This is a genomic window from Williamsia deligens, assembly GCF_024171765.1.
Classification (GTDB): Bacteria; Actinomycetota; Actinomycetes; order Mycobacteriales; family Mycobacteriaceae; genus Williamsia_A; species Williamsia_A deligens.
The window spans coordinates 1,610,664-1,637,124 of sequence record NZ_JAMTCI010000001.1 but is presented as its reverse complement, the minus strand read 5'-3'; the positions used below and the strand labels follow the sequence as shown (position 1 = coordinate 1,637,124).

At 69.7% G+C, this 26,461-nt stretch carries 26 protein-coding genes and 1 tRNA gene; 16 read left to right on the top strand and 11 right to left on the bottom strand.

What is annotated here, in order from left to right; all coding sequences use genetic code 11:
• Nucleotides 1–11 precede the first annotated feature (11 nt).
• On the bottom strand, nucleotides 12–428 hold the full coding sequence (locus LX14_RS07990) for a DUF779 domain-containing protein (RefSeq protein ID WP_253647936.1): 417 nt from the start codon (nucleotides 426–428) through the stop codon (nucleotides 12–14).
• The gene (gene exaC / locus LX14_RS07985) at nucleotides 425–1,948 is read right to left on the bottom strand and encodes an acetaldehyde dehydrogenase ExaC (protein WP_253646693.1); all 1,524 of its coding nucleotides are present in this window, start codon (nucleotides 1,946–1,948) and stop codon (nucleotides 425–427) included. Before exaC ends, LX14_RS07990 begins: the two co-directional genes overlap by 4 nt.
• A gap of 143 nt (nucleotides 1,949–2,091) precedes the next feature.
• Here exaC and LX14_RS07980 point away from each other — a divergent pair, with 143 nt between their 5' ends.
• Nucleotides 2,092–2,559 (top strand): SRPBCC family protein, encoded by a 468-nt coding sequence (locus LX14_RS07980; RefSeq protein ID WP_253646692.1) that lies wholly within the window; start codon nucleotides 2,092–2,094, stop codon nucleotides 2,557–2,559.
• Between the two features lie 4 nt (nucleotides 2,560–2,563).
• Here LX14_RS07980 and LX14_RS07975 read toward each other — a convergent pair whose 3' ends face one another.
• The 3 genes from LX14_RS07975 to LX14_RS07965 form a co-directional block, all read right to left on the bottom strand.
• A complete protein-coding gene (locus LX14_RS07975) occupies nucleotides 2,564–3,328 on the bottom strand; it encodes an acetoacetate decarboxylase family protein (protein ID WP_253646691.1) in 765 nt (254 codons plus the stop codon).
• A gap of 61 nt (nucleotides 3,329–3,389) precedes the next feature.
• A complete protein-coding gene (locus LX14_RS07970) occupies nucleotides 3,390–4,661 on the bottom strand; it encodes a helix-turn-helix domain-containing protein (protein WP_372505280.1) in 1,272 nt (423 codons plus the stop codon).
• Nucleotides 4,662–4,749: 88 nt separating this feature from the next.
• On the bottom strand, nucleotides 4,750–5,625 hold the full coding sequence (locus LX14_RS07965; RefSeq protein ID WP_253646690.1) for an SDR family NAD(P)-dependent oxidoreductase: 876 nt from the start codon (nucleotides 5,623–5,625) through the stop codon (nucleotides 4,750–4,752).
• A gap of 75 nt (nucleotides 5,626–5,700) precedes the next feature.
• On the opposite strand from LX14_RS07965, the gene LX14_RS07960 reads away from it, so the two are divergent.
• From LX14_RS07960 to LX14_RS07945, 4 genes are all read left to right on the top strand, one after another.
• A complete protein-coding gene (locus tag LX14_RS07960) occupies nucleotides 5,701–6,120 on the top strand; it encodes a YccF domain-containing protein (protein WP_253646689.1) in 420 nt (139 codons plus the stop codon).
• 9 nt (nucleotides 6,121–6,129) lie between these two features.
• Nucleotides 6,130–7,032 carry an SAM-dependent methyltransferase gene (locus tag LX14_RS07955; RefSeq protein ID WP_253646688.1) on the top strand — a complete coding sequence of 301 codons (903 nt, stop codon included), beginning with the start codon at nucleotides 6,130–6,132 and terminating at the stop codon, nucleotides 7,030–7,032.
• Nucleotides 7,033–7,098: 66 nt separating this feature from the next.
• Complete coding sequence (locus LX14_RS07950) at nucleotides 7,099–7,494, top strand: guanyl-specific ribonuclease (protein ID WP_253646687.1); 396 nt, start codon at nucleotides 7,099–7,101, stop codon at nucleotides 7,492–7,494.
• An 18-nt stretch (nucleotides 7,495–7,512) separates the two neighbouring features.
• Nucleotides 7,513–7,782 (top strand): barstar family protein, encoded by a 270-nt coding sequence (locus tag LX14_RS07945; protein ID WP_253646686.1) that lies wholly within the window; start codon nucleotides 7,513–7,515, stop codon nucleotides 7,780–7,782.
• On the opposite strand, the gene LX14_RS07940 is transcribed toward LX14_RS07945, so the two are convergent.
• The 3 genes from LX14_RS07940 to LX14_RS07930 form a co-directional block, all read right to left on the bottom strand.
• Nucleotides 7,779–9,287, bottom strand: a complete 1,509-nt coding sequence (locus LX14_RS07940) for an ATP-dependent DNA ligase (RefSeq protein ID WP_372505279.1) — start codon at nucleotides 9,285–9,287, stop codon at nucleotides 7,779–7,781. The two genes, LX14_RS07945 and LX14_RS07940, sit on opposite strands and share 4 nt — an antisense overlap.
• Nucleotides 9,284–10,330 (bottom strand): GGDEF domain-containing protein, encoded by a 1,047-nt coding sequence (locus LX14_RS07935; RefSeq protein ID WP_253646685.1) that lies wholly within the window; start codon nucleotides 10,328–10,330, stop codon nucleotides 9,284–9,286. Before LX14_RS07935 ends, LX14_RS07940 begins: the two co-directional genes overlap by 4 nt.
• A gap of 100 nt (nucleotides 10,331–10,430) precedes the next feature.
• Nucleotides 10,431–11,429 (bottom strand): TauD/TfdA dioxygenase family protein, encoded by a 999-nt coding sequence (locus LX14_RS07930; protein WP_253646684.1) that lies wholly within the window; start codon nucleotides 11,427–11,429, stop codon nucleotides 10,431–10,433.
• 128 nt (nucleotides 11,430–11,557) lie between these two features.
• On the opposite strand from LX14_RS07930, the gene LX14_RS07925 reads away from it, so the two are divergent.
• The 4 genes from LX14_RS07925 to LX14_RS07910 are packed head-to-tail and all read left to right on the top strand — an operon-like array spanning nucleotide 11,558 to nucleotide 15,172.
• Nucleotides 11,558–12,208 carry an ABC transporter permease gene (locus tag LX14_RS07925; protein ID WP_253646683.1) on the top strand — a complete coding sequence of 217 codons (651 nt, stop codon included), beginning with the start codon at nucleotides 11,558–11,560 and terminating at the stop codon, nucleotides 12,206–12,208.
• The gene (locus tag LX14_RS07920; RefSeq protein ID WP_253646682.1) at nucleotides 12,205–13,386 is read left to right on the top strand and encodes an ABC transporter ATP-binding protein; all 1,182 of its coding nucleotides are present in this window, start codon (nucleotides 12,205–12,207) and stop codon (nucleotides 13,384–13,386) included. The genes LX14_RS07925 and LX14_RS07920 overlap by 4 nt, the downstream gene beginning before the upstream one ends.
• 8 nt (nucleotides 13,387–13,394) lie before the next feature.
• Nucleotides 13,395–14,156 carry an ABC transporter permease gene (locus tag LX14_RS07915; RefSeq protein ID WP_253647933.1) on the top strand — a complete coding sequence of 254 codons (762 nt, stop codon included), beginning with the start codon at nucleotides 13,395–13,397 and terminating at the stop codon, nucleotides 14,154–14,156.
• Between the two features lie 17 nt (nucleotides 14,157–14,173).
• Nucleotides 14,174–15,172 carry a glycine betaine ABC transporter substrate-binding protein gene (locus tag LX14_RS07910; protein ID WP_253646681.1) on the top strand — a complete coding sequence of 333 codons (999 nt, stop codon included), beginning with the start codon at nucleotides 14,174–14,176 and terminating at the stop codon, nucleotides 15,170–15,172.
• 33 nt (nucleotides 15,173–15,205) lie between these two features.
• Here the strand turns inward: LX14_RS07910 and LX14_RS07905 are convergent, their stop codons facing one another.
• From LX14_RS07905 to LX14_RS07895, 3 genes are all read right to left on the bottom strand, one after another.
• A complete protein-coding gene (locus LX14_RS07905; RefSeq protein WP_253646680.1) occupies nucleotides 15,206–15,481 on the bottom strand; it encodes a hypothetical protein in 276 nt (91 codons plus the stop codon).
• A gap of 164 nt (nucleotides 15,482–15,645) precedes the next feature.
• Nucleotides 15,646–16,263 (bottom strand): MarC family protein, encoded by a 618-nt coding sequence (locus LX14_RS07900; RefSeq protein ID WP_253646679.1) that lies wholly within the window; start codon nucleotides 16,261–16,263, stop codon nucleotides 15,646–15,648.
• A gap of 29 nt (nucleotides 16,264–16,292) precedes the next feature.
• A tRNA-Leu gene (locus tag LX14_RS07895) sits at nucleotides 16,293–16,375 on the bottom strand.
• 236 nt (nucleotides 16,376–16,611) lie between these two features.
• Between LX14_RS07895 and LX14_RS07890 the strand changes: the two genes are divergently transcribed.
• From LX14_RS07890 to pknB, 7 genes are all read left to right on the top strand, one after another.
• Nucleotides 16,612–18,054, top strand: coding sequence for an FHA domain-containing protein (locus LX14_RS07890; protein ID WP_253646678.1), 1,443 nt, complete (start codon nucleotides 16,612–16,614; stop codon nucleotides 18,052–18,054).
• Between the two features lie 174 nt (nucleotides 18,055–18,228).
• Nucleotides 18,229–18,696: an FHA domain-containing protein FhaB/FipA gene (locus tag LX14_RS07885; RefSeq protein ID WP_253646677.1), complete on the top strand. Its 468-nt coding sequence runs from the start codon at nucleotides 18,229–18,231 to the stop codon at nucleotides 18,694–18,696.
• Nucleotides 18,693–20,198 carry a PP2C family protein-serine/threonine phosphatase gene (locus LX14_RS07880; RefSeq protein ID WP_253646676.1) on the top strand — a complete coding sequence of 502 codons (1,506 nt, stop codon included), beginning with the start codon at nucleotides 18,693–18,695 and terminating at the stop codon, nucleotides 20,196–20,198. The genes LX14_RS07885 and LX14_RS07880 overlap by 4 nt, the downstream gene beginning before the upstream one ends.
• Nucleotides 20,199–21,629 (top strand): FtsW/RodA/SpoVE family cell cycle protein, encoded by a 1,431-nt coding sequence (locus LX14_RS07875; RefSeq protein WP_253646675.1) that lies wholly within the window; start codon nucleotides 20,199–20,201, stop codon nucleotides 21,627–21,629.
• Nucleotides 21,626–23,140, top strand: coding sequence for a peptidoglycan D,D-transpeptidase FtsI family protein (locus tag LX14_RS07870; RefSeq protein WP_253646674.1), 1,515 nt, complete (start codon nucleotides 21,626–21,628; stop codon nucleotides 23,138–23,140). The genes LX14_RS07875 and LX14_RS07870 overlap by 4 nt, the downstream gene beginning before the upstream one ends.
• The gene (locus LX14_RS07865; RefSeq protein ID WP_253646673.1) at nucleotides 23,137–24,513 is read left to right on the top strand and encodes a serine/threonine-protein kinase; all 1,377 of its coding nucleotides are present in this window, start codon (nucleotides 23,137–23,139) and stop codon (nucleotides 24,511–24,513) included. Before LX14_RS07870 ends, LX14_RS07865 begins: the two co-directional genes overlap by 4 nt.
• Nucleotides 24,513–26,411 carry a Stk1 family PASTA domain-containing Ser/Thr kinase gene (pknB, locus tag LX14_RS07860; RefSeq protein WP_253646672.1) on the top strand — a complete coding sequence of 633 codons (1,899 nt, stop codon included), beginning with the start codon at nucleotides 24,513–24,515 and terminating at the stop codon, nucleotides 26,409–26,411. Before LX14_RS07865 ends, pknB begins: the two co-directional genes overlap by 1 nt.
• Nucleotides 26,412–26,461: the final 50 nt, after the last annotated feature.

Genomic DNA, 26,461 nt, shown 5'->3' with positions numbered 1-26,461 from the left:
CGGCGGTCCTCTCAGGAGAAGTCCGCACCCTTCTGCGGCGGATCCGCGGCCAGCGCGGTGTTCTCGTCGGGACTGAACGCGCGCGACCGCGACAGGAACCGCACGCCCTCCGGCGCCTCGAGGCTGAACCCGGCACCCCGGCCGGGCACCACGTCGAGGATCAGCTGGGTGTGCTTCCACAGTTCGAACTGGTCGCCGTTGATCCAGACGCGCACCGGCGGAAGCGGATCCGGCAGTGCGATCTCACCGAGGAGGACGTCGCGCTGTCCCACGCGGTAGTCGCCGACCGGGTAACACATCGGTGCCGACCCGTCACAGCAGCCACCGGACTGGTGGATCATGAGCCCGCCGTGCAGCTCCGACAGCTTGGTCAGGAGCTGCACGGCGGAGTCCTGGGCGACCGCCCGCGGTGGCGCCTGGGTGATCAGAAGAACCCCTTGGCGTTCTGCGCGTACCCGACGAGCAGATTCTTCGTCTGCTGGTAGTGGTCGAGCATCATCGCGTGGTTCTCCCGACCGATGCCCGACTGCTTGTAGCCGCCGAACGCCGCGTGCGCGGGGTAGTCGTGGTAGGTGTTCGTCCACACACGGCCGGCCTGGATGTCACGGCCGGCGCGGTAGGCGCGTGCACCGTCGCGCGACCAGACGCCGGCACCGAGCCCGTAGAGGGTGTCGTTGGCGATCGACATGGCGTCCTCGTAGTCGGAGAACGACGTCAGCGCGAGCACCGGTCCGAAGATCTCCTCCTGGAAGATCCGCATGCTGTTGCTGCCCTCGAAGACGGTCGGCTTGATGTAGTAGCCGCCCGACAGGTCGCCGCCGAGGTCCGCCGCCTCACCACCGGTGAGCACCTTCGCACCCTCTTCGCGGCCGATGTTCAGGTACGAGGTGATCTTCTCGAACTGGTCGTTCGAGGCCTGCGCACCCATCATCGTGTCGGTGTCGAGCGGGTTGCCCTGCTTGATCTGCTCGACGCGCTTCACCGCGAGGTCGACGAAGTCGGAGTAGATCGACTTCTGCACCAGCGCGCGGCTCGGGCACGTGCACACCTCACCCTGGTTCAGGGCGAACATGGTGAAGCCTTCCAGCGCGCGGTCGCGGAAGCCGTCGTCGGCCGACATGACGTCGTCGAAGAAGATGTTGGGGCTCTTGCCGCCGAGCTCCAGCGTCACGGGGATGAGGTTCTCCGACGCGTACTGCATGATCAGCCGGCCGGTGGTGGTCTCACCGGTGAAGGCGATCTTGCGGATCCGGTTGCTCGACGCCAGCGGCTTGCCCGCCTCGACACCGAACCCGTTGACGATGTTGAGCACGCCGTCCGGCACCAGATCCGAGATGAGGCTCATCAGGTAGAGGATCGACGCGGGGGTCTGCTCGGCCGGCTTCAGCACGACGGCGTTGCCCGCCGCGAGTGCGGGGGCCAACTTCCACACCGCCATGAGGATGGGGAAGTTCCACGGGATGATCTGCCCGACGACGCCGAGCGGCTCGTGGAAGTGGTAGGCGACGGTGTCCTCGTCGATCTGCGACAGCGACCCCTCCTGCGCGCGGATCGCGCCGGCGAAGTAGCGGAAGTGGTCGATCGCGAGCGGGATGTCGGCGGCCAGCGTCTCGCGGACGGCCTTGCCGTTCTCCCACGACTCGGCGACGGCGATCTTCTCGAGGTTCTGCTCCATGCGGTCGGCGATGCGCAGCAGGACCTGCGCGCGCTCGGCCGGCGCGGTCTTGCCCCACGCCGGCGCGGCGGCGTGCGCGGCGTCCAGCGCGAGTTCGATGTCCTCGGAGGTCGAGCGCGCCACCTCACAGAACGTCTTGCCGTTCACCGGCGACGGGTTCTCGAAGTACTGACCCTTGGTCGGCGGCACCCACTTCCCGCCGATCCAGTTCTCGTAGCGCGACTCGAACGACATGATGGCGCCCTCGGCGCCCGGGTTGGCGAAAACCGGCATTGGTTTCTCCCTCACTGCCTGGTCCTGGTTGGACGGCCACCGGTCGCGGAGGCCATCTGTGATGTCCACCACAGACGGTACGGGCGCAACGTTGCAGGTCCGTTGCAGCGGTCGGACCTGCCCGTCCGCGTAGGTTGGGAACCATGAACCAGCCCGCAGTCAGCACCGTCGAGGTCGGCAAGCACAAGGTCGCCCGCCGGGTCACGGTCCACGCCCCCGCCGGTGAGCTGTTCGCCATGGCCGCCAACCCGCACCGTCATCACGAGCTCGACGGATCGGGCACTGTGCGCGACTCGACGGTCAAGGGCCCGGAGAAGCTGTCGACCGGCGACAAGTTCAGCGTCGGCATGAAGCAGTTCGGCGTCCCCTACGTGATCAAGTCCACCGCGACCGAGATCGTCGACGGCACCACGGTGGAGTGGCAGCACCCGATGGGCCACAAGTGGCGGTGGGACTTCCGGGAGACGTCGCCGGGGACCACCGAGGTGACCGAGACCTTCGACTACACGACCGCGCGCTCGGCCAAGTTCCTCGAGATCACCGGCTACGACAAGAAGAACGGCGAGGGCATCGAGCGCACCCTCACCAAGCTGGCGCAGCGCTACAGCTGAACGGTCAGCGGATCTTCGGTGCGGCGAGGGTGACGCCCGAGTAGTCGATCGTCCCGCCGGAGTAGCTTCGGTCGGCGAAGAGGCGGCGCAGCTGCGGGCTCCCCGACGTCGACAGACGGATGCGCGTGGGTGCCGTCGTCAGCGACATCGCGCCGAGCTCGGCGAAACCCGTCCGCCCGCGGACGCCGTCGGCGTCGACCTGCTCCAACCCGGACACGCTCGAGACCAGTCGGGTGGCGAGTGATCCGGTGGCCACACGCGGGATGCCGACGCGCTTCGACGTCCCCGCGGACTCCGCGGTGATGGCCACCGACCAGTCGCCGTCGGGCCGCGTGCCGGACACCGTCGTGGTGGAGTCGGCCGAGGGGTCGCCGCTGAACTGCGCCAACACCTTCGGCAGCGCCCAGTTCTCCCGCCCCCCGCGCATGGTGGCGGCGGAGTCGACCGGGAGGAACGGGATGTGTCCGAAGATCCCGCCGAGGCGCGCGTACAGGATCGCCCCGCCGAGTTCGTGGTACCCGCCGACCGGCGTCTCGCTGTAGGTGACGGCGAACCCCACCCTGAGCAAGGGGATCGCCCCGCGACGCAGGGCGGCGGGGAGCAGGGCGCGGTCGGCGCGGTCCGCTCGGGTCGACCACCACACCCCGGTGCCGGCGATGCGCCACGGCGCGGGACTCCCGTGCCCCGGGACCTGCGCGAGCATGTCGTCGGTCGCGACACCCTCGGGAACGGTCGAGGGCAGGTCGGTCCAGCGGAAACGGGTGCTCACCGGGCTCGTCACCATCATTGGAACAAACTAACAGAAGTGTTCCAAAAGGGCGGCAGGGGTCTCAGAGGCGGACGCCCAGGCGCCGATCGGCGAGAGCTGCGCGACCTCGCGCCCGGGCGGCCTCGATGCCGTCCACAGTGGCGCGGCCCGCCAACGCATGCCACGCGGCGGCGTCGTCGCGCCCGTGCATCGACTCGGTCCAGGCCCGCACGCCGTCCACACCGGTCCCCGCCAGCGCGAGCCCGCGGATGTCGGCGAGCACCTCCTCCAGGATCGCCGCCACGCCCGGGGCGTGCGAGTCCGCGGCGGCCCCACCGCGACCGAGGTCGGCGAGAGCTCCCGCGATGTCACCCCGGCGCGCGCGATCGACGACCTCCGACAGGTCGGAGGAGATGGGAACGCCGGCACGGTAGGGCCTCGACAACACCACGTCGGAGCCGAGATCCCTGCGCAGACGGGAGATCTCGGCCCGGACGGTCACCGCGTCGACGCCGTCCTCCGACAGCGCCATCGCCAGCTGCTCGGTGTTGAGACCCTCGGGGTGCCAGGCCAACAGCAGGAGGATCTCCGCGTGGCGCGGGCTGAGACGTCGCGGCGAACCATCGGGCGGGACCCACCGCGGACCGTCGGCACCGAGGACCGACACCGTCGCGACCGCGATGCCGGCGGCGCTCGCGCCGAGGGCCGCGAGGTCGACGGCGCCCATCCGCAGGTGGAGCTCGATCGCGGAGACCACCGACCGGACGGCGGACAACGCGAACGGCGCGGCGACGGCATTGCCCCCGGTCACGTCGAGGACACCGATCACGTGGCCGGTGGCGGGGTCGTGGACCGGTGCGGCCGCGCAACTCCACCCCTGGACCGGCTGCGCGAAGTGCTCGGCCCCGACGATCTGGACGCCGCTGTCGACGGCGAGGGCGACGCCGGGGGCGTTGGTCCCCGCGATCTCCTCGGACCACAGGGCGCCCTCGACGAAGTCGATGGCGGCGGCGCGTCGGCGGGCGTCGTTGTCACCCTCGACCCAGAGCAGGCGGCCGTGCTCGTCGGTCAGTGCCATCACCACGCCGGTACCGGTGATGTCGTCGACCATCATCGACCGCACCATCGGGCGGACCGCCGTCATCGGGTGGGTCGCGCGATAGCCGTCGAAGTCACCGGGTGCGGCGGCGGAGTCGACCGGCGACGTCGACGACGGGTCCGCGCCTCCGCGCAGGGATCGCAGCCAGGAGTCCCGCACCACCGAGCGCACGCCGGCCGGGGTCACACCGTCGACGAGCATCCGCTCGAGCGCGGACCGCACGGAGGCGTCGCGTCCGTTCTGCCTCGGCGACATCGCACCTCCTCCGCGGCCGGCGCCCGTGTGGTCGACGCCTGTGCTGGCCACCATTGTGCCCTAGGACACAGTGCGACCGGCGGGATGGTCAGACGGCGTTGCGCGCCACGAGACCGTCGGCGACGTCCGACGACACCGCACCGACGCGGCGCAGGAACCGCGCGACGCGGGGCATGATCTCCAGGTCGCGGTGGACGGCCGCGTGCACCAGCCAGTCCGCGGCCTCGGTCGCGGTCAGGGCGGGCGCCTTCTGGTACTCGTCGGTCGGCGCGATCATCGGCGTCTTGGTCAGCGGGAAGTAGACGGTGCTGACCGTGATACCTGTGCCCCGCAGCTCGGCGGCGATGCTGCGTCCGAACACCGAGATGGCCGCCTTCGAGCCGGCATAGGCCGAGAACTTGGGCATCGCGCCCATCGGGATCCCCCAGGTGGAGACGTTGATGAAGTGCCCGCTGCCGCGTTCCTTCATGGCGGGCAGGAACCCGAGGGTCAGCTGGACGGGCGCGAAGTAGTTGATCGCCATCGTGCGCTGGTAGTCGTGCAGTCGGTCGGTCGCGTCCAGGACGTCGCGGCGGATGGACCGACCCGCGTTGTTGACGACGACGTCGGGGCAGCCGTACTCGGTCAGGACGTGCTCGATGAGGCGCGCGGCGTCGTCGGTGTCGGCCAGGTCCGCGGGGCAGGAGTGCGCCGAGCCGCCGACGGCGCGGATCCGGGCCACCACCTCGTCGAGTTCCTCCACCCGCCGGGCGACCAGGAGGACGGTGGCGCCGCGTCGGGCGAACTTCTCCGCGGCCTCGGCGCCGATGCCGGAGGACGAGCCGGTGATGAGGACGGTCGTGCCACGCAGACGGTGCGTCGGAGACGTGGTGGGCAGCGCGGCGACGAGGTCACCCGGTGTCCGGGACCGCTGCATCGCCGTGCGCACGACGCTCCTCGCGAGGGAGGTCACAGGATTGCTCATGCGATGACGGTAGAGCACGGGCTGACACGACCTCGTGTCAGACCGCCCGGCTCCCGTGCGGGGCAGAATGTCGACATGAGGACACTTCTCAACATCATCTGGCTGGTGCTCTGCGGGCTGTGGATGGCGATCGGCTACTTCCTCGCCGGGATCCTGTGTTGCGTCCTCATCATCACGATCCCGTTCGGGATCGCGGCGTTCCGTATCGGCGCCTACGCCCTGTGGCCGTTCGGGCGGACGGTGGTCCGCGACCCGTCCGCCGGGGTCGCGTCGGCCATCGGGAACATCGTCTGGCTCGTCGTCGCGGGCGTCTGGCTCGCCATCGGTCACATCGTCACCGGGGTGCTCCTGTGTCTGACGATCATCGGCATCCCGCTGGGGGTCGCCAACTTCAAGCTCGTCCCCGTCTCGCTCCTCCCCCTGGGCGCGCGGGTCGTCGACGCACGCATGGTCGACGGAAGCGCATACGTGGCGGTGCCTCCTCCCCGTCGCTAACCTTTAGGGATGCAAACAAACCAGCGTTCGGACGGCGACCAGTGGACGATCACCTCCAGCGTCGGTCGGACCGCGCTGCTGGTGGCGCTCGGTCGGGCCATCGAGTCACGGCGCGCTGACGCACTGATCGACGACCCGTTCGCCGAGGCGCTCGTGGTGGCGGCCGGTGAGGACGATCTGGCGCCCGACGCCGTCGCGCACCGCGCCCAGGACGATCCGACGATGAGCCGGTCGCTGGAGTTCCTGGCCGACATGATGGCCGCCCGGACGCTGCGCATCGACGAGGAGATCCGCGCGGCCAACGCCGGACGGTGTCGCCAGCTGGTGCTGCTCGCCAGCGGACTCGACGCGCGGGCGGCGCGGATCGAGTGGGCGCCGGGCACGACGGTGTTCGAGGTCGATCAGCCCGCCGTCATCGGTTTCAAGGACGAGGTGCTCGACGCGGTCGGCGCACGACCGTCGGCGACGCGGGTGTCGGTCGCGTGCGATCTCCGTGACGACTGGCTGTCGGCCCTGCGCGGGTCGGGTCTCGCTGACGACGTCCCCACCTTCTGGTTGGCCGAGGGCCTGCTTCCCTACCTCCGCCCGGCGGACCAGGAGCGGCTGCTGTCGACGATCACCTCGGTCGCACCGAGCGGCAGTGTCGTCATGCTCGACACCACCAGCGGCCCCATCACGCCGGCCGACTTCGACGTCGACGCGTCGGGTTTCGGGGTCTCCGTGGAGGACCTGTTCCTCGACACCGGTGAGTTCGACGCCCAGGCGTGGCTCGCCGACAACGGCTGGACGGCGTCGTCGGAGTCGGTGGTGTCCGTGCTCGGCGAGCACGGTCGCGGCACCGGGATCACCTCCGACGCGCAGTACTCGGCCATGATCGGCAAGGTCCGCATCGTCACGGCACACCGGGACTGAGCATTCCCCACCCGGTGTTCACCCACGGTTGACCGGACGGCCACACCCACCCGGTAATCCTTACGCATGCTCACGAAGAAGAGGATCACCGCCGCGGCGGCCGCCGTGTTCGCCACCGGCGCACTGGCTCTCGCGACGCCGGCCACGGCCGACGCCGCCATCTCGTCCTGCTCCCTGTCATCGCTGCCGGCCCAGGCGACCGACACCGTCGACCTCATCCACTCGGGCGGGCCGTTCCCGTACCCGAACAACGACAACGTCGTGTTCTCCAACCGCGAGGGCGTGCTGCCGTCGGCCGCATCGGGGTACTACCACGAGTACACGGTCATCACCCCCGGTGCGAGCACCCGAGGAGCCCGCCGGATCGTCACGGGCGGAACACCTCTCACCCATCCGGCGCACTACTACTACACCGGCGACCACTACGGCTCGTTCTGCGAGATCCGCGACGCGAACTACTGATCGGGTAGAACTCGTCCCGTGATCACCTATCGGATCGACGGCGCCGCCGTCTCGTCCATGCAGGACTTCTACGACGAGATCGGCCGAGCCGTGGGCGGTCCCGGCGGGTACTTCGGCACCAATCTCGACGCGCTCGCCGACTGTCTCCGCGGCGGCTACGGCACACCCGCCGACGAGGCGTTCGAGTTCGAGCTGACCGGATCGGCCGGTGTCCGTGAGCATCTGGACCGCTTCGACGAGATCGTCGCGGTCTTCGCCGACGAGGGCGTCCCCCTGCACCTGCGCTAGAGGCGCATCGCGCGGACGGTGTCCACGGTGTCCGCCTCGGCGGGGGTCTTGTCCGGCCGGTACCGCAACACCCGAGCGAACCGCAGGGCCACACCCCCGGGGTAGCGCGACGACGTCTGCGCGCCGTCGAGTTCGATCTCCACGACGATCTCGGGGCGCAGGTACACGGTGTGGGCGTCGCGGTGCGTCTCGTACCGGGGGAACTCCTCGGTCTGCCACCGCAACAGCTCGTCGGTCAGTCCCTTGAACGTCTTGCCGACCATGATCGGCGGACCGCCGTCAGGATCGCGGGCACCGAGGTGCAGGTTCGACAGCCACCCGGACCGTCGGCCGCTCCCCCACTCCACCGCGATCACCACGAGGTCCAGGGTGTGTTCGGGTTTGATCTTCTGCCAGCTCTTCCCCCGTCGGCCGGCGCTGTAGGGCGACGCGAGGTCCTTCACCATCGCGCCCTCGTGCCCGGCGGCCAGAGCCGCGTCGAGATGCGCGGCCGCCTGCTCCGCGTCCGGCCGCATCACCGACGGGATCCGGTGCGCCCCGGCCACGCGTTCGAGGGCTTCGAGCCGTTCCTCCAGCGGCGCGTCGAGGAGGTCGACTCCGTCGAGGTGGAGACAGTCGAAGAACCACGGCGACAGCAACAGGTCGCCCTCGGCCGAGCCGAACCGGCTCATCGTCTCCTGGAACGGACGCGGACGTCCCGAGTCCGCCAGCGCCAGGGTCTCGCCGTCGAGGACGACCGAGTCGCAGGGCAACCCCCGGACCAGCTCGACCAGTTCGGGGACCGACGCGGTGATGTCCCGCAGCGTCCGGGTGACGATCACGACGTCGTCGCCGGACCGGTGCACCTGGATCCGCGCACCGTCGAGCTTGTACTCGACGACGATGTCGGGCCCGAGCGCGGTGACCGCCTCGTCCATGGTGGACCCGGGCGAGGCGAGCATCGGGCGGATCGGCCGTCCCACCTGCAGGCCCACGGCCCCCAGCGCATCCGCGCCCCCGGTCATCGCCTCGGCTGCCGTCGCCGCGAGGTCACCGGACAACATCACCGCGCGGCGTACGACGGCGGCGTCGACACCCGACGCCGCGGCGATCGCCTCGGTCATGACGCCCTCGAGCGCGCCCTGCCGCAGCTCCCCGGTGATGAGACGGACGAGGAACTGCTGCTCAGGGCCTGTCGCGGCACCGAGGAGCGCGGCGAGGGCGGCCTGGCGGCGGGCGGCGGACCCGGAACCGGAGATGGTCGTCAGCTCGGTGAGAGCTGCATCGACCTCGCCGACGCTCAGCGACGGCTGCGCCGCGGGTTCCGGACGCGCCGACGAGAGGGTGCGCCACCCGATCCCGATCCGCCCCTGCCGCGGCTCCCCGGCCAGCCAGGCGACGACCGGGAGGATCTCGTCGCGCCCGGCCGACGTCAGGACCGCCGCCAGCTCGGCGGTCTTCGTCTTGCGCGACCGCGTCGAGCCGACCCGCTCCGAGGCCTGGACGATCGACGCGAGCAGGGTCACCGCCGCACCCGGACCCCGTTGCCACCCGCACGCTTCTGCTCGTACATCACCTGATCAGCCTGACGGTGCGCGGCACGGGCCGTCTCGCGGGGTGTCCCCGAGGGCTCGTGCGAGACGAACGTGACCCCGATGCTCAGGGTCACGGTCGGGGCGTCGACCCCGCCCGACAGTCGGGTGGGGATGGTGTGGGCGCGCCGGCAGATCACCTCGGCGTCGTCGTGGATGAGCGCGATGGTGAACTCCTCGCCCCCACTGCGGGCGACGATCCCGAGGTCCCCGACGTGGGCGGTCAGCTCGTTGGCGACGTGCCGGATCACCTCGTCGCCGACGTCGTGCCCGAAGTCGTCGTTGACCGACTTGAACCCGTCGATGTCGGCGACGGCGACGGCGACCGACTGCCCGTCGCGCGCCGACCGGGCGACCATCGGGATCATCGCCTGCCACATCCCGCGCAGGTTGCGCACACCGGTGAGCGGATCGGTCGACGCCAGCACCGCCCGCTCCCGCATGGTCCGCCAGGCGAGCTCGACGGTGAGGATCGGCGCGATGACGACGGCCAGGACCACGTCGGCGCGGACGATGACGTAGACGACCCCGGCGCCGTCCACGATGGCCGCGCCCGAGAACGCGACGGTGACGGCGGCCGCGTACAGCGTGTGCGTCACGAGCCACGGCCGCGGGAGGAAGAACACCGCCATGAGTCCGATGACACCGAACATCGCGCAGCCGATCACCGAGTCGGCGACCGGTTGGATACCGGTGAGCACGACCGACGTCCCGACGTCGGCGAAGACGATGAACACCCGCAGCCCGCGCGGACTCAACAGCCACCGTGTCGTGATCCAGACGACCGCCGTGATCAGCGACGCGGTGCCGAACGCGATCACCACGAGATCCAGCCACGCCGGGCTGTGGGTGTAGATCCGCGTCAGGTACGCGAGCAGGGCGAAGTTCGCCGCGGCGGCGCCGATCGTGTAGCGAGAGACGGCCTCGACACGCGATTCACGACGGGCCACGGGCGGCGTGCGACGTGGATCTCGCATCGATCACTCATCCCCGGTCGGCAACCCCTGTGGCGTACGACACTAATGCAGTGTCGTCAGCCCCTACCGAGGGATCGGGTCTTCGACCCGGGCGCCTACCTCAGGCTGCGGGGCCGGAGATGCTGCGGTCGCTGGCGGGGACGAAGTCGGGCAGAGCCTGCGGTTCGTCGATCACCGAGTAGTGCGAGGCGTCACCCGCGAGCACCGTGGACCGGCGGCCGTCGACACCGACGGGGATGTCGCCGGCCAGGGTCACGCGGTTCACCCGGCGGTAGGCGCCGCCGAAGTCGGCCACCCCGTAGTGCTGGGTGGACCGGTTGTCCCAGATGGCGATGTCGCCCGGCGACCAGTTCCAGCGCACAGTGTTGTCCGGCCGCTCGACGCGGGCCTGGAGCAGACGCAGGATGTCGGCGGACTCCGACGTCTTCAACCCGGCGAACCCGCTGACGAAGTGCCCCAGGGTCAGCGCCCGTTCCCCGGTCTCGGGATGCACGCGCACCACCGGGTGTTCCGTGCGGAACACCGTGCGCACGAACTCCTCGCGGTAGGCGGGGTCGCTGGAGTCACCGACGGTGAGGTGCTCGGCGTAGTCGTAGTCGTTGGTGTGGATCGCCCGCAGCGAGTCGGCCAGGACCCGCAGCGGCAACGGCAGCGCCGCGTAGGCGGCGACGGTGGAGGCCCACATGGTCGCGCCGCCGTACTCGGGCTGCACCACCGCGCGCAGCACCGACATCTTCGGCACACGATCGACGAAGGTGACATCGGTGTGCCACGAGTTGGCCGCCCCCTCGAGCGGCAGGAGGTCCTCCCCACGCGACAGGACGGTGGGGTGCGCCTTCGTCGGGGTCCCGAGCCGGCCGGCGAACGCGTACTGCCCGTCGTCGTCGATGTGGTGCTGGCCGGTCACGATGACCACCTTGTGGGTCAGCACCGCGCGGCGCAGGTCCTCCACCGTGGTGTCGTCCAGGCCCGCCGAGAGGTGCAGCCCGTCGATGCGGGCGCCGAGATGGTGACCGATCTTCGTGAGTCGGACGCGGGGGTCGGCGAATGCGGCGCGGGGGCCGCCCAGGGTCGTCGTGGGTTCCAAAATCGCCGTCATACCAGCATGTATGCCGTTAAATCAGCCGTGACGGAACCCTTGCGCGCATACTGAGCCGAATTGCGACCACCCCGTCGAGCAGACGGCGGGTCGGGCGCGCGGGCCGTATTCAGCAGCGAGGAGCGCCCGTGGACAGTGTCTGGGACTACTTCACCGGTCATCGACGACAACTCTTGTTCGACAGCTATCAGCACGTCAGTGCCGTGGTGCAGAGCGTCATCCTGGCGACGATCATCGCCGTCGCGATCGGTGTCCTCACCTATCGCAACGCGACGGCGTCGTCCCTGGCGAACTCGTTGTCGTCGGCAATCCTGACGATCCCGTCGTTCGCGTTGCTCGGGTTGTTGATCCCGATCTTCCACCTCGGCGTGACCCCCAGCGTCATCGCGCTGGTGCTCTACTCCCTGCTGCCGATCATCCGGAACACGATCGTGGGACTCACCGCGGTCGACCCGGCCCTGGTCGACGCGGCACGAGGGACCGGGATGTCCCGGTGGCAGACCCTGTGGCGGGTGGAGATGCGACTGGCGTGGCCGTCGGTCCTCTCCGGCATGCGTGTCAGCTCGCAGATGGCGATGGGCATCCTCGCCATCGCCGCCTACGCCAAGGGCCCCGGACTGGGCAACCTCATCTTCTCGGGACTCGCCCGCATCGGCAGTCCCACCGCCATCCCGATGGCACTCACCGGCACCATCCTCATCGTGGTGCTGGCTCTCGTTCTGGACGCGATCTACCAGGTGATCGGTCGGTTCACCACATCGAAGGGACTCGCAGCATGACCGGAGTACAGGAGAGGTCGGCTGCGACCTCCTCGTCGGAGTCGACCGGGGTCGAGATCGTCCTCGACCACGTCAGCAAGCGATACGCGGGCCAGCAGAAGGCGGCTGTCGAGGACGTCTCGATGACCATCGACGCGGGCGAGATCGTCGTGTTCGTCGGCCCGTCGGGCTGCGGCAAGACGACGACGATGCGGATGATCAACCGGCTCATCGAGCCGACCTCGGGGTCGATCTCGATCGGCGGACGCGACGCCCTGTCGATCCCGGCGAACGAACTGCGCCGGTCGATCGGCTACTCGATCCAGCAGGCGGGGCTGTTCCCGCACATGACCATCGAGCAGAACGTGGCGTTGGTGCCCGGCCTGCTCAAGTGGGACAAGAAGCGCGTCTCCGCCCGCGTCGAGGAGATGCTGTCGCTGGTCGGCCTCGACCCGGCGATCTACGCCCGCCGGTTCCCCCGTCAGCTCTCCGGCGGTCAGCAGCAGCGCGTCGGGGTCGCCCGGGCGCTCGCGGCCGACCCGCCGGTCCTGCTCATGGACGAGCCGTTCGGTGCCGTCGACCCGATCACCCGCGCATCGCTGCAGGACGAGCTGATCCGCCTGCACGCCGAGATCGGCACGACGATCGTGTTCGTCACCCACGACTTTGCCGAGGCGGTCAAGCTCGGCGACCGCATCGCCGTGCTCGGCGACCAGTCGTCGATCCAGCAGTACGACACCCCCGAGGCGATCCTCGCCAACCCCGCCACCGAGATGGTCGAGGGCTTCGTCGGCAAGGGCGCGCTGCTCCAGCAGCTCGGCCTGAAGCGGGTCCGCGACGTCCAGCTCGAGCAGCGTCCCACCGCGCACGAGAACGACCCGGTCGATCAACTCGCCCGGGCGATCGACGCCTCCGACGACGACTGGGGTGTCATCGTCGACGACCGCGACCGGCCGGTGCGCTGGGTCCGCGACCACCACCTGCGCACCGCGACGAACCTCCGCGACGTCGGCGTCCCGGCCGATCTGGTGTCGATGTCCTCGACGCTGCAGCAGGCGCTCGAGGCCATCCTCTCCACCGGCTGCGTGTCGGCCATCGTCACCGGCCGCAACGGTCGCTACGAGGGCGTCGTCGTCATCGAGACCCTGATGTCGGCCATCCGCGACCTGCGCGGAGCCTCGGCGGCGGAACTCGCGTGACCGCGACAATGTCGGCGGTACAGGCCGCCGAGGTCGACACCGAGGGCCGCGTCCGGCTGCTGATCCAGCCACTGATCGTCCTGGCCGTCGCCGCCGCGGTCATCGCCTGGGCGTTCACCCAGAGCCTGACCGCCACCCAGAAGGAGACGATCAACCCGTCGAACCTGGCGTCGTTGGTCTGGCAGCACCTCGTGATCAGCATCGTGGTCGCCGCCATCGTGGTGGCCATCGCCGTGCCGCTCGGGACCCTCCTCAGCCGACCGGCGCTGGTGCGGTTCGCGCCCGTGGCCATCGCGATCGCCAACATCGGTCAGGCCACACCGGCCATCGGTCTGCTGGTGCTGCTGTTCCTCTGGACGGCGACCACGGGCTTCTGGATCGGCGTGATCCCCATCGCGATCTACTCGCTGCTCCCGGTCCTGGCCAACACGCTGCTCGGGTTCGCGAGCGTGGACCGCGCCGTCATCGACGCCGGGCGCGGCCAGGGGATGTCGAAGCCGTCGATCCTGTGGCGCCTCGAGTTCCCTCTGGCGGTCCCCTACATCCTCGCGGGTCTGCGCACCTCGCTGGTGCTCGCCGTGGGCACAGCGACGCTGAGCTTCCTCGTCGACGCCGGCGGCCTCGGCATCCTCATCGACACCGGTTACAAACTGCGTGACAACGTCGCCCTCATCCTGGGTGCCGTGCTCGCCGCGTGCCTGGCCCTCATGGTCGACTGGGCCGGCGCCCTCGCCGAACGCTGGCTGGGACCGAAAGGACTGAGAGTATGAGCGGTTCACCGCGGAGTATGAGCCCCGCGACCCTCTCGCGTCAGGCGAGAACCGCTGTCCTGCTGGCGATGTCGGGACTGCTCATCGCGGTCACCGCTGCGTGCGGGCTGGCGTCGGGCAGCACTCCGCCGTTCACCGTCCAGGCCGGGTCCATCAAACCCATCCCCGCGCTCAAGGGCGTCAAGGTGACGGTCGGCTCGAAGGAGTTCACCGAGCAGGTGATCCTCGGCTACATCATCGAGTTCTCGTTGATGGCGGCCGGCGCGGACGTCCGCGACCTCACCTCCATCGTCGGGTCCCGGTCCACCCGTGACTCGCAGATCGAGGGTCAGGTGGACGTCGCCTACGAGTACACCGGCACCGGGTGGATCAACTACCTCGGCAACGAGAAGCCGATCCCGGACGAGCGCAAGCAGTTCGAGGCCGTGCGCGACGAGGACCTGAAGAAGAACGGTCTGGTCTGGACCGCGCCCGCGCCGATGAACAACACCTACGCGCTGGCCGCCAACAAGGCGACGGTGCAGAAGACCGGGGTGAAGACGCTCAGCGACTACGCCGCCCTCGTCAACCGCGATCCGGGTGCCGCCCGCACCTGTCTCGAGACCGAGTTCCGCTCGCGCCAGGACGGTTTCCCCGGCATGGCGCGCGTGTACGGGTTCCCCGTGACGAAGGCTCCGGTCTCGATCCTGCAGACCGGCATCATCTACTCCGCCACCTCCAACGGCGGACAGTGCGCCTTCGGCGAGGTGTTCACCACCGACGGCCGGATCCAGGCGCTCGACCTGCAGATCCTCACCGACGACAAGAAGTTCTTCCCGAACTACAACGCAGCCATCGTCATGCGCAAGCAGTACGCGCTGGACCACCCCGACATCGCGCGGGTCATGGCGCCGGTGTCGGACAAGCTGACCAGCCCCGCCATCACCGCCATGAACCGGAAGGTCGACGTCGACGGCGAGGAGCCCGCGACGGTTGCACGGGACTGGATGATCTCGCAGGGCTTCGTCACACGCTGAGTGCCTGGTGCCCGACCGTTCGACGCTGTCGCGTCAGACGGCGGGTGCCGGCTCCGGCCGCACCGTGCCGTGGGCGTCGACGATGACCACCTGTCCCGTCCCAGCGAGGCCGTCGGTGGTCACCACGATCTCACCACCGGGCCGCACGGTGATGCGGACGACGTGACCGTCGGCAGCGAGCATCTCGATGGCCGTCTCGTCCGCGGTGCGGGTCTCGACACAGAGCCCGCGTCCACCGGGGAGGCTGACGACCGCGTTCAGCACCGGGTCGACCCCGCCGCCCGCCGCCGTGCCTCCGTGTTCGCTCACGTCCGCTCCGTCGCCCGTCTCACCGTCGCCGGCACGTGGAGCGAGACCCCCGAAACGCTTCCGTGCACTGTTCGTTACTCGCAAGCGATCATAGCGGCTGTTGAAGATCGCGCGCTGTCGTTCGCGTGAACGACCGTCGAACCGCCGACGACCGACGCCCCCGGTCACCGTCCGGCGGCGAACCCCATCACGGAGTTGGCGATCAGCTGGACCGCGATGGCCGCGAGCAGGAGGCCGGCGATCTTCGCGAGCAGTGTCACCCCACCCACACCGAGGATCCGGATGAGGACCGTGGAGAACCGGAGCACCGTCGCCAGGATGACGTGGACGGTGACGATGGCCGCGGCGATCGCGAGGTAGCTGCCGGCGGAACTCTGCGCCTGCGAGACCGACACGATGACCGCGGCGATGGCCCCGGGCCCGGCGAGCAGCGGTGTCCCGAGCGGCACGAGCGCGACGTTGACACCGTCGGCCGCCTTCGGGTTCGACGCGTTGCCCAGTCCCGTCAGCAACTGCAGGGCCACGAGCAACAGCAGCAGGCCGCCCGCGCCCTGCAACGCGGGGACGCCGATGTGGAGGTACGCCAGGATGAACTTCCCGCCCACCGCGAACGTGCTGATGACCAGCAGGCTCACCGCAGGGGCCTGGAACGCCGCGCGGTTGCGCACCGCGGGCGGCTGACCGCCCACGAGGCTGAGGAAGATCGGGATCTGTCCCGGCGGGTCCATGATGACCACGAGGGTGATGAGCACTGTCGTGTACTCGGTGACGTCGAATCCCACGCGGAGAGTGTGCCCCGTGGGTGTGTGTGTGGGCGAAGGGGGACTTGAACCCCCACGTCCCGAAGGACACTGGCACCTGAAGCCAGCGCGTCTGCCATTCCGCCACTCGCCCGTGACAAGCTCGGTCAGAGGACCGAACCGGCATCGTCCGTCTGGGTGACGGACGCCGACGACCATAACACCCACGGGCGCACCGCGATAAATCGTCGCTCGTGACCTGCGGGCGCACCGGTGTGACAGACGGGGCCCTTGGTGACACGATGGGTCGATTGGCCTGGGCGGTCGCTATCATCAAACCGCTCGGAATGCATGGTGACACGCTGACGACCTGGAGGGAGGTGTCCCGACATGGGGATCCTGCAGCGCCTGGAACGCAAGCTGGAAGGTGCCGTCGACGACGGTTTCGCCCGCGTCTTCGGAGGCAAGGTGGCGCCCCAGGAGGTCGAGAACGCCCTCCAGCGCGAGGCGGAGGACTCCGTCGAGGACCTCGGTGACGGTGGTGCTCTGGCGCCCAACGCCTACACGGTGGTCGTCAGCTCCACCGACCACGCCGAGCTGTCCTCCGAGTACGAACTGAACCGCAAGACGTTCTCGCGTCATCTCGAGCACTTCATCCGCGACAATGGGTGGCAGACCTACGGTGACGTGGTCGTGGAGTTCGAGCACTCGCCGTCGTTGCACACGGGCCAGTTCCGGGCACGCGGACGGGTCGATCCGGACGCCGCACCCGCGCCGGTCGGTACCCCGGTACCCCCAGCCCCCCCGATGCACGCCCCCCAGAACTTCGGCCCCCAGAACCCCGGCCCGCACACCGCTGTCCCGCCGATCGCGAATCCCACACCAGGAGTGCCCCCCATGACGCAGAACCCAGGACACGACTCGCGCCGCGGTCACGACGACCGCGAGTACGACCGGGGCTCGTACGAGCAGGGCGCGCACGAACAGGCACCTGCGGCGTACGAGCAGCCCCAGCACGATGCCGGGTACGGCGCGTACGGCCAGGGCGGACACGGTCAGCAGGGCGGTTACGGACAGCAGGCCTACGACCAGCAGTCCTATGACCAGGCGCCGTACGAGCCGAGCGGTGGTCACGCGGAGGGCCAGCGCGGGTACGCCGACAGCGGGTACCGCGACAGCGGCTACCAGCAGGGTGGCTGGGACCAGCGCGGCGGATACGACCAGGGCACCTACGGCCAGTCCGGCGGGTACCAGCAGGGCGGGTACGGCCAGTCCGGCGGCTACGACCAGCAGGGATACGACCAGGGCGGCGCCGGCTACGAGGCCGACCGCGGCTACCAGCAGGGCGACGCCGGCTACTACCCGGACGCCGATCACCGCGACGCCGGCTACCAGCAGGGCGGGTACGACCAGGGCGGTTACGCACCGCGGACCGGTGGCAGCTACCAGGGCGGATACGACCGCGGGGGCTACGACCAGGGTGCCTACCAGCCCGGCGCCTACGACCAGGGATACGGCCAGGCCACCGCCGCGCCCGTGTACGCGCCCACCGGTGTGACCCTGGTGCTCGAGGACGGCAGCAACCGCACCTTCTCGCTGCGGGACGGGTCGAACGTGATCGGCCGCGGACAGGAGGCGCAGTTCCGCCTCCCCGACACCGGCGTCTCCCGACGTCACGTCGAGATCCGGTGGGACGGGCGCACCGCGCTCCTGCACGATCTGAACTCGACGAACGGCACCACCGTCAACGACGTCGCCGTCAGCAGCTGGGAGCTCGCCGACGGTGACCGCATCCGTCTCGGCCACTCCGACATCACGGTGCGATTCCAGTAGACGTCGCTGCCGGCCATGCGCCGGAGGAAGCGATGCGAACCTGACACACGGGGTTACCGGCGCGCCGCCGCCGTCCCCATAGGATGTGGGTCCATGGTCGCCGCGCGGCGTCTCTTCAGTCCCTGCTGCGCGCGACCCTCCGCCCACGAACACCCACGACGGAGGTGAACCGCTGTGCAGGGCATCGTGCTGCAGCTGACCCGCATCGGGTTCCTCCTGCTGTTGTGGTTCCTGATCTGGGCCGTCCTGCGCGCGCTCCGGCACGACGTCTACGCGGCCACCGGGCAACGCCCCGTCCCCCGCTTCGCGCGGTCCGGCCGCGGGTCTGGTGGGACGCCCCGGGCCAAGGGTGCGGCCCGATATCTCGTGGTCACCCACGGCGCCCTGGCCAACACACGCATCACCCTGGGCTCCCAGCCCGTGCTCATCGGCCGCGCGGCCGACTCCACCCTCGTCCTCTCCGACGACTACGCGTCCGAGCGTCATGCCCGCATCTCGCGGCGCGGTGACGACTGGTACGTCGAGGACCTCGGGTCGACGAACGGCACCTACCTCGATCGCGGCAAGGTCACGACGGCGGTGAAGGTGCCGTTGGCGACACCGGTCCGCATCGGCAAGACCGTGATCGAGCTGCGCCCGTGACCCTCGTCCTGCGGTACATCGCGCGCAGCGATCGCGGTCTGGTCCGCTCGAACAACGAGGACTCGGTCTACGCCGGTGCGCGTCTGCTCGCCCTGGCCGACGGCATGGGTGGGCACGCCGCCGGTGAGGTCGCCAGCCAACTCGTTGTCGAGGCCCTGCAGCCCCTCGACGACGACGAGCCCGGCGGCGACCTCCTCGGCAAGCTCGAGACCGCGATCCGCAGCGGCAACGCCGCCATCGCACAGCAGGTGGAACGCTCCCCCGAACTCGACGGGATGGGCACCACGCTCACCGCCATCCTGTTCGCCGGCACCCGCCTCGCGCTGTGCCACATCGGCGACTCCCGCGGTTACCTGCTGCGTGACGGTGAGCTGAACCAGATCACCCGCGACGACACGTTCGTGCAGACCCTCGTCGAGGAGGGTCGGATCACCGCCGAGCAGGCGCACACCCACCCCCAGCGGTCACTCATCATGCGTGCTCTCACCGGTGCCGAGGTCGAACCAACCCTCACCATCCGCGAGGCCCGGGCCGGTGACCGCTACCTGCTCTGTTCCGACGGCCTGTCGGACGTGGTCTCGGAGGAGACCATCGCCGACACGTTGTCGTCGGTGGCCGACCACGGTGACTGCGCCGACCGTCTGATCGAACTCGCGCTGCGCGGCGGCGGCCCGGACAACGTCACCGTCGTCGTGGCCGACGTCGTAGACGTCGACTACGGCGACCACCGGCCCATCCGCGCTGGCGCCGCGGGGGACGGTGACGACGACTACACGCCCGATCCGACGACGTCCGCAGGACGGGCCGCGGCGTTGCGACCGCCGCAGGAGTCGCCGCGACGGCCCACCGTCGAGCCCGAGGAGGTCGTCGACGAGCGCCGGCCGCGTCGTCGGTGGCCGTTCGTCGCGGCTGCGGTCCTGCTCATCGTCCTGGTGGTCGCGGGCGGTCTCGTCGCGCGCTCGATCATCCGGTCCAACTACTACGTCGGCGAGTCCGACGGACAGGTCGTGCTCTACCGCGGCATGCAGGGATCGGTCCTGGGCATCTCGCTGAACTCGGTGAGCATGGCCGCCTGCGTCAGCGACCCGTCCGCGGCCACACCGACGATCACGTTCGCGCCGGCCGGCTCCGCATCGTCGTCGTGTTCCCCGCTGCGGGTCGGCGACCTGTCGCAGCCCAGCCAGAACACCGTCCGCGCGAGCAAGCCCAGCGTCCCGTTGGGCGAGGCGAAGCAGAACGTCACCCTGCTGTCGCTGCTGCCGCTGTGCGGGACGGAGTCGACCACACCGTCGGGCACCGCGGGCACCACCGCGGCGCCGGGATCGACCCCCGCGCCGCCGTCGAGCGCCCCCGCCGCGACACTCCCGCCGGTGACGACCACCCCGGTCCAACCCGGCCGCACCGGTGCGCCCCCGGCGTCGTCGGCACCGCCCACCTCGACCATCGACACCAGCGTCGACCGCTTCGACGACAGCGGCCGCAAGATCTGTCGGGGGCACTGAATGTCGCAGGAATCCGTCACCCCCACGCCGACGTCGGGCCCGATCCGCCGTCCCACCGGCCGGACCACCGAGCTCGGCCTGCTCGGTCTCGCCGCGCTCGTGGTGACGGCTGCGCTGGTCAACGTCGAGGCGGCACAGGAACAGAAGCTCACCTGGGCCGTCGGCAAGTACGTGGTCATCTTCGTTGTCCTGTACGGGTTCGCCCACCTCGTCATCCGACGGTTCGCGCCCTACGCCGACCCGCTGATCCTGCCGTTGGTGGCGACGCTCAACGGTCTCGGCCTGGTGCTCATCCACCGCCTCGATCTCGGGTCGGGCCGCAACGGGGAGACCGCCGACTCCACGACGTCGTCGTCCAACGCCGACCAGCAGGTGCTGTGGATGGTGTTGGGCATCGTCGCGTTCACCCTGATCCTGGTGTTCGTCCGCGACCACCGCACGCTGTCGCGATACAGCTACATCCTCGGCCTGTCGGGGCTGATCTTCCTGGCGATCCCGGTGCTCCTGCCGGCGTCGCTGTCGGAGATCAACGGGTCCAAGAACTGGATCCGCACACCGCTGTTCAACATCCAGCCCGGTGAGTTCTCGAAGATCCTCATCATCATCTTCACGGCGTCGCTGCTGGTGTCCAAGCGGGACCTCTTCACCACCGCGGGCAAGCACTTCCTGGGGATGGACCTGCCCCGCGCCCGCGACCTCGGGCCGCTGCTGGCGGCGTGGATCGTCACCATCGGGATCTTCGCGCTGGCCAACGACCTCGGCGGACCGCTCCTCATCTTCACGACGATCCTCGCGCTGCTCTACGTCGCCACCGAACGCGTGAGCTGGGTGATCATCGGCGTCGTCCTGTTCACCGTCGGCGCGATCCTCGCCTACGAGCTGTTCCCCCACCTGCAGGTCCGCGTGCAGGTCTGGCAGGACCCGTTCTCCGACTTCTACGGCACGGGATACCAGGTGGGACAGGGGCTGTTCGGCCTCGCGACGGGTGGCCTGTTCGGCACCGGACTCGGCTCGGGTCGTCCGAACATCGTGCCGTTCGCGAACACCGACTTCATCGTCACGACGATCGGCGAGGAGCTCGGGCTGGTCGGTCTCACCGCCGTCCTCGGCATCTACCTGATCCTCGTCGTGCGCGGTCTGCGCACCGGGATCACCGTGCGCGACAGCTTCGGCAAGCTCCTCGCGACGGGACTGTCCTTCTCGATGGGCGTTCAGGTGTTCGTCGTCGTCGGCGGTGTCACCACGCTCATCCCGCTGACCGGTCTGACGACGCCGTTCATGTCCTACGGCGGGTCGTCGCTGCTGGCGAACTTCGTCCTCGTTGCACTGCTCGTCCGGGTGTCCAACGCGGCGCGCGAACCCGACACGTCGCAGCGCAAGCCGCAGGTCCCGGTCGCCGCGGCGCAGACGCAGGTGGTGAAGCGCGCGTGAACATCCCGATCCGCCGCGTCGTCATCGCCGTTATGGTCATGGTCGTCGCGCTGCTGGCCAACGTGACCTACATCCAGGTCTTCAAGGCCGACTCGCTGCGCGCCGATCCCCGCAACCAGCGCGTCCTGCTCGACGAGTACTCCCGCCAGCGGGGTCAGATCACCGCCGGCCAGACCGTGATCGCGCAGTCGGTGCCGACGAGCGACCGGCTGAAGTACCTGCGCGTCTACCCCGGGCGTGACGCCGCGGCGTTCGCCCCGGTGACCGGCTTCTACTCGTTCCAGTACGGCAGCGCCGGCATCGAGCAGGCCTACGACTCCCTGCTCAACGGCAACGACGACCGTCTCTTCGGGCAGCGATTCCTCGACATGTTCTCCGGTCGGGATCCCCGGGGCGGCAACGTGGTCACGACGATCCGGCCGAACCTGCAGAAGGTCGCCTACGACGCCATGAACGCCGGGTGCTCGGGCGGGTGCCGCGGATCCGTCGTCGCCATCGCACCGAAGACGGGCGCGATCCTGGCGATGGTCTCGACACCGTCCTACGACCCGAACCTGCTCACCAGCCACGACGCCGCCGAGCGGGAGGCGGCCTGGAACCGGTGGAACCCCGAGCAGATCACCGACACCTCGCCGCAGCCGATGCTGAACCGCGCGATCGACCAGACCTACCCGCCGGGGTCGACCTTCAAGGTGGTCACCACGGCGGCGGCGCTGGCGCAGGGGATCAACCCCGACACCACCCGCCTCACGGCATCGAGCTCGATCACGTTGCCCGACACCGCTACCCAGCTCACCAACTACGCCGGTGAGACCTGCCCGAGTTCGTCCGGTGGCACGGTGACCCTGCGGCAGGCCTTCCAGTACTCGTGCAACACGGCGTTCGTGCAGCTCGCCACCGAGCGCCTGTCGAACCCTATCGACTCCGTGAAGTCCGAGGCCGGCAAGTTCGGCCTCGACTCCGACACCCCCGACATCCCGATGTCGGTGGCGGGCTCGACCACCGGTCCCATCTCCGATCTGGCGGCGCTCGGTCAGAGCGCCATCGGACAGCGCGACGTGCGGATGACGCCGCTGGAGAACGCGATGATCGCGGCCACCGTCGCCAACGGCGGTGTGCGCATGTCGCCCTACCTCGTCGACAAGCTGCAGGGCCCGGACCTCAAGACGCTGTACACCACCGCGCCCAACAGCATCGACGAGCCGATCTCGGCGCAGACCGCGGCCACCCTCACCAGCCTCATGATCGACTCGGAACGCAACACGTCCGGGTCGGGCGGATCGTCGGTGACCATCGCGTCGAAGACCGGTACCGCCGAGCACTCGGCGACCTCCGAGGCCGCGACCACGCCGTACGCCTGGTACATCGCGTTCGGACCGTCGAGCAACGCACAGATCGCGGTGGCCGTCATCGTCGAGAACGGTGATCGCGGCCTGCAGTCGACCGGTGGCTCGTCCGCCGCCCCGATCGGCCGCGCCGTGATCAACGAGATGCTCAGGGGGAACCAGTGAGCCTGCAGAGTGGCACGACGATCGCCGACCGCTACCGACTGATGCGTCTGATCGCGACCGGCGGCATGGGTCAGGTCTGGGAGGGCCTCGACACCCGGCTCGACCGGCGTGTAGCGGTCAAGGTGCTCAAGTCGGAGTTTTCCGACGACGCCGAGTTCCTGCAGCGCTTCCGCATCGAGGCGATGACCACCGCGCGCCTGCACGACCCGGGCATCGCGAGCATCTTCGACTACGGCGAGACCCCCGACCGCGCAGGCGGTCCGGCGCTGGCCTACCTCGTGATGGAGCTCGTCAACGGGGAGCCCCTCAACGCCGTGCTGTCTCGCCTCGGTCGGCTCTCGCTGACCAACGCCCTCGACATGCTCGAGCAGACCGGACGGGCGCTCAACGCGGCGCACACCGCGGGTCTGGTGCACCGGGACGTCAAGCCCGGCAACATCCTGATCACACCGACCGGTCAGGTGAAGATCACCGACTTCGGCATCGCGAAGGCCGTCGACGCCGCGCCGGTCACCCAGACCGGCATGGTGATGGGTACCGCGCAGTACATCTCGCCCGAGCAGGCTTTGGGCGAGGACGCGACGTCGGCGTCGGACGTCTACTCGCTCGGGGTCGTCGGCTACGAGTCGATCTCCGGTCGTCGGCCGTTCCTCGGCGACGGCGCCATCACCGTCGCGATGAAGCACATCCGCGAGACGCCTCCCCCGCTGCCCGCCGAACTGCCCTCGGGCATCAGAGAACTCATCGCCATCACCATGGCGAAGGACCCGCACCGCCGCTACACCGACGGCGGCGAATTCGCCGACGCCGTCGCCGCCGTCCGGGCGGGACGCCGCCCCCCGGTACCCGGGTCGGGTGTCGGTCCGGTCGCGGCCCCGCCGCCGCTGACGCGCGAGATGTCGGCACCGATCCCGCGTCCGGCGGGCCCGCCGCCGCCGACCGTGACGTCACGCCGCCCCATCCCCGCCGCGCCGATCCGCGACGACAGCGGCTGGACCGCGGGGCAGAAGGCCCTCGCCGCGATCGCGGTGCTGTTGCTGCTCGCCGCCCTCGGACTCGTCGGCTACTGGCTCGCGACCAGTGGGGACAGCGGCGGGGCGACAGCTCCGTCGAGCACACCGTCGACCGTGACCCAGACGACGGAGGTGGCCCCCACACAGGAGACGACCACCACGACCACGGACGAGACCACCACCACGACGACCACGACCGAGACGACGACCACCACGACGCCGGAGACCACCACCACGACGACCACCCCCGGTGGCCTGCTGCCCGACCTCGGGTCGCTCATCCCGGGTCTGCAGCAGAACTACAGTGGTGGGGCCAGCCCGACCCCCCTCGCCGGCCAGTCCCGCCAGAGAGGTGACTGATGTCCACGCCGCGTCACCTGTCGGATCGCTATGAGCTGGGCGAGACGCTGGGATTCGGTGGGATGTCCGAGGTGCACCTCGCCCGCGACCTGCTCCTGCACCGGGACGTCGCCATCAAGGTGCTCCGGGCGGACCTCGCCCGGGACCCGAGCTTCTACCTCCGGTTCCGCCGGGAGGCCCAGAACGCCGCGGCGCTGAACCACCCCACCATCGTGTCGGTGTTCGACACCGGTGAGTCGACGACCCCCGAGGGTCCGTTGCCGTTCATCGTGATGGAGTTCGTCGACGGCGAAACGCTGCGTGACGTGCTGCGCGCCCAGGGTCATGTCGCGCCACGGCAGGCGATGACATGGATGGCCGATGTCGCTGCGGCGCTGGACTTCTCGCACCAGAACGGCATCGTCCACCGGGACATGAAGCCGGCCAACGTCATGATCGACCGGGCCGGTGCGGTGAAGGTGATGGACTTCGGCATCGCGCGGGCCATGTCCGACGCGACCGGTTCCATGACCCAGACCTCCGCCGTCATCGGTACGGCGCAATACCTCTCACCGGAACAGGCGCGGGGTGAGAGCGTCGACGCCCGCAGCGACGTGTACTCGATGGGCTGCGTCCTGTTCGAGTTGCTCACCGGCCAGCCGCCTTTCACCGGCGACTCCCCGGTCGCGGTGGCCTACCAGCACGTGCGCGAGGATCCGCCGGTCCCGTCGAGCATCCGACGCGAGATCCCCGCCGTCCTCGACTCCGTCGTCCTCAAGGCGATGAGCAAGAACCCCGCGAACCGGTACCAGTCGGCAGGTGAGATGCGCTCGGACCTGATGAAGGTCCTCGCCGGCGGTCGTCCCAGTGCCCCGATGCTGCTGTCCGACGAGGACAAGACGGGCATCATCGAGCCGGTTGCCCGGCAGCGGTCGGGACGGGCCGCGCCCACCTCGCACCGCCGCCCCGACGCCGACGACGAACCCCCACGCCGGCGTGGCCGACGACTGCTCGCGTTCGGGGCGCTCGCCGCCGCGGCCGTCGTCGTCATCGCACTCCTGCTCGTCCGGCCGTGGGCGACCGACAACGACCAGGTCGCGATCCCGAAGGTCACCGACATGTCCGCCTCGCAGGCGCAGTCCGCGTTGCGGAGCGCGGGATTCCGCGTGAACACGCTGCAGGAGCCGAGCAACGACGTGCCGTCGGGTCAGCCGACCCGGACCGCACCGTCGGAGGGCGTGAGCGCGGACAAGGGATCAGCGGTCACCCTGTACATCTCCAGCGGACCGCAGCGCCAGGACCTCCCGGACCTCACGGGGAGAACCGAGGACGACGCCCGTCGGACCCTGTCCGGGCTGGGGTTCACCGACGTGAAGACAGCCCAGATCCCGTCGTCGAACCAGCTGCGGGGCAAGGTCGCTGGGCTGTCACCGCAGAGCGGGACGTCGCAGTCGGTGAACACCACCATCACGATCCAGATCGGGACGGGTCCGCGACAGGTGTCCGTGCCGACCCTCACCGGTCAGACCTCCGACGAGGCGACGCAGACCCTCGACGACGTGCGCCTGCAGATCCGCGTTCAGCAGACGGACTCCGAGCAGGCCGCCGGCACCGTCCTGAGTTCGTCGCCCACCGCGGGGACGCAGGTCGACGAGGGCAGCACCGTGACGGTCACCGTCTCGCGGGGCAACCAGTTCCGCATGCCTGACCTCACCGGCAAGACGGTGCAGCAGGCCGAGGACGCCCTGGCGGCGGCGGGCTGGAAGTCCACGACTCTCAACCAGGTGCCGCGCAACGTGGGCCTCACCAGCCCGGACGCCAACCGGGTGATCTCGCAGAACCCGCCCACCAACAGCGTCCTGAACAACACCCAGGCCGTGGAGATCACGGTGGGCCGGGCGAGCCTGCTCCCGGGCTGACCCCTCAGGCGCCTGTCGCCGTCAGGCGACTGCCGGTCGGGCCACTGTCG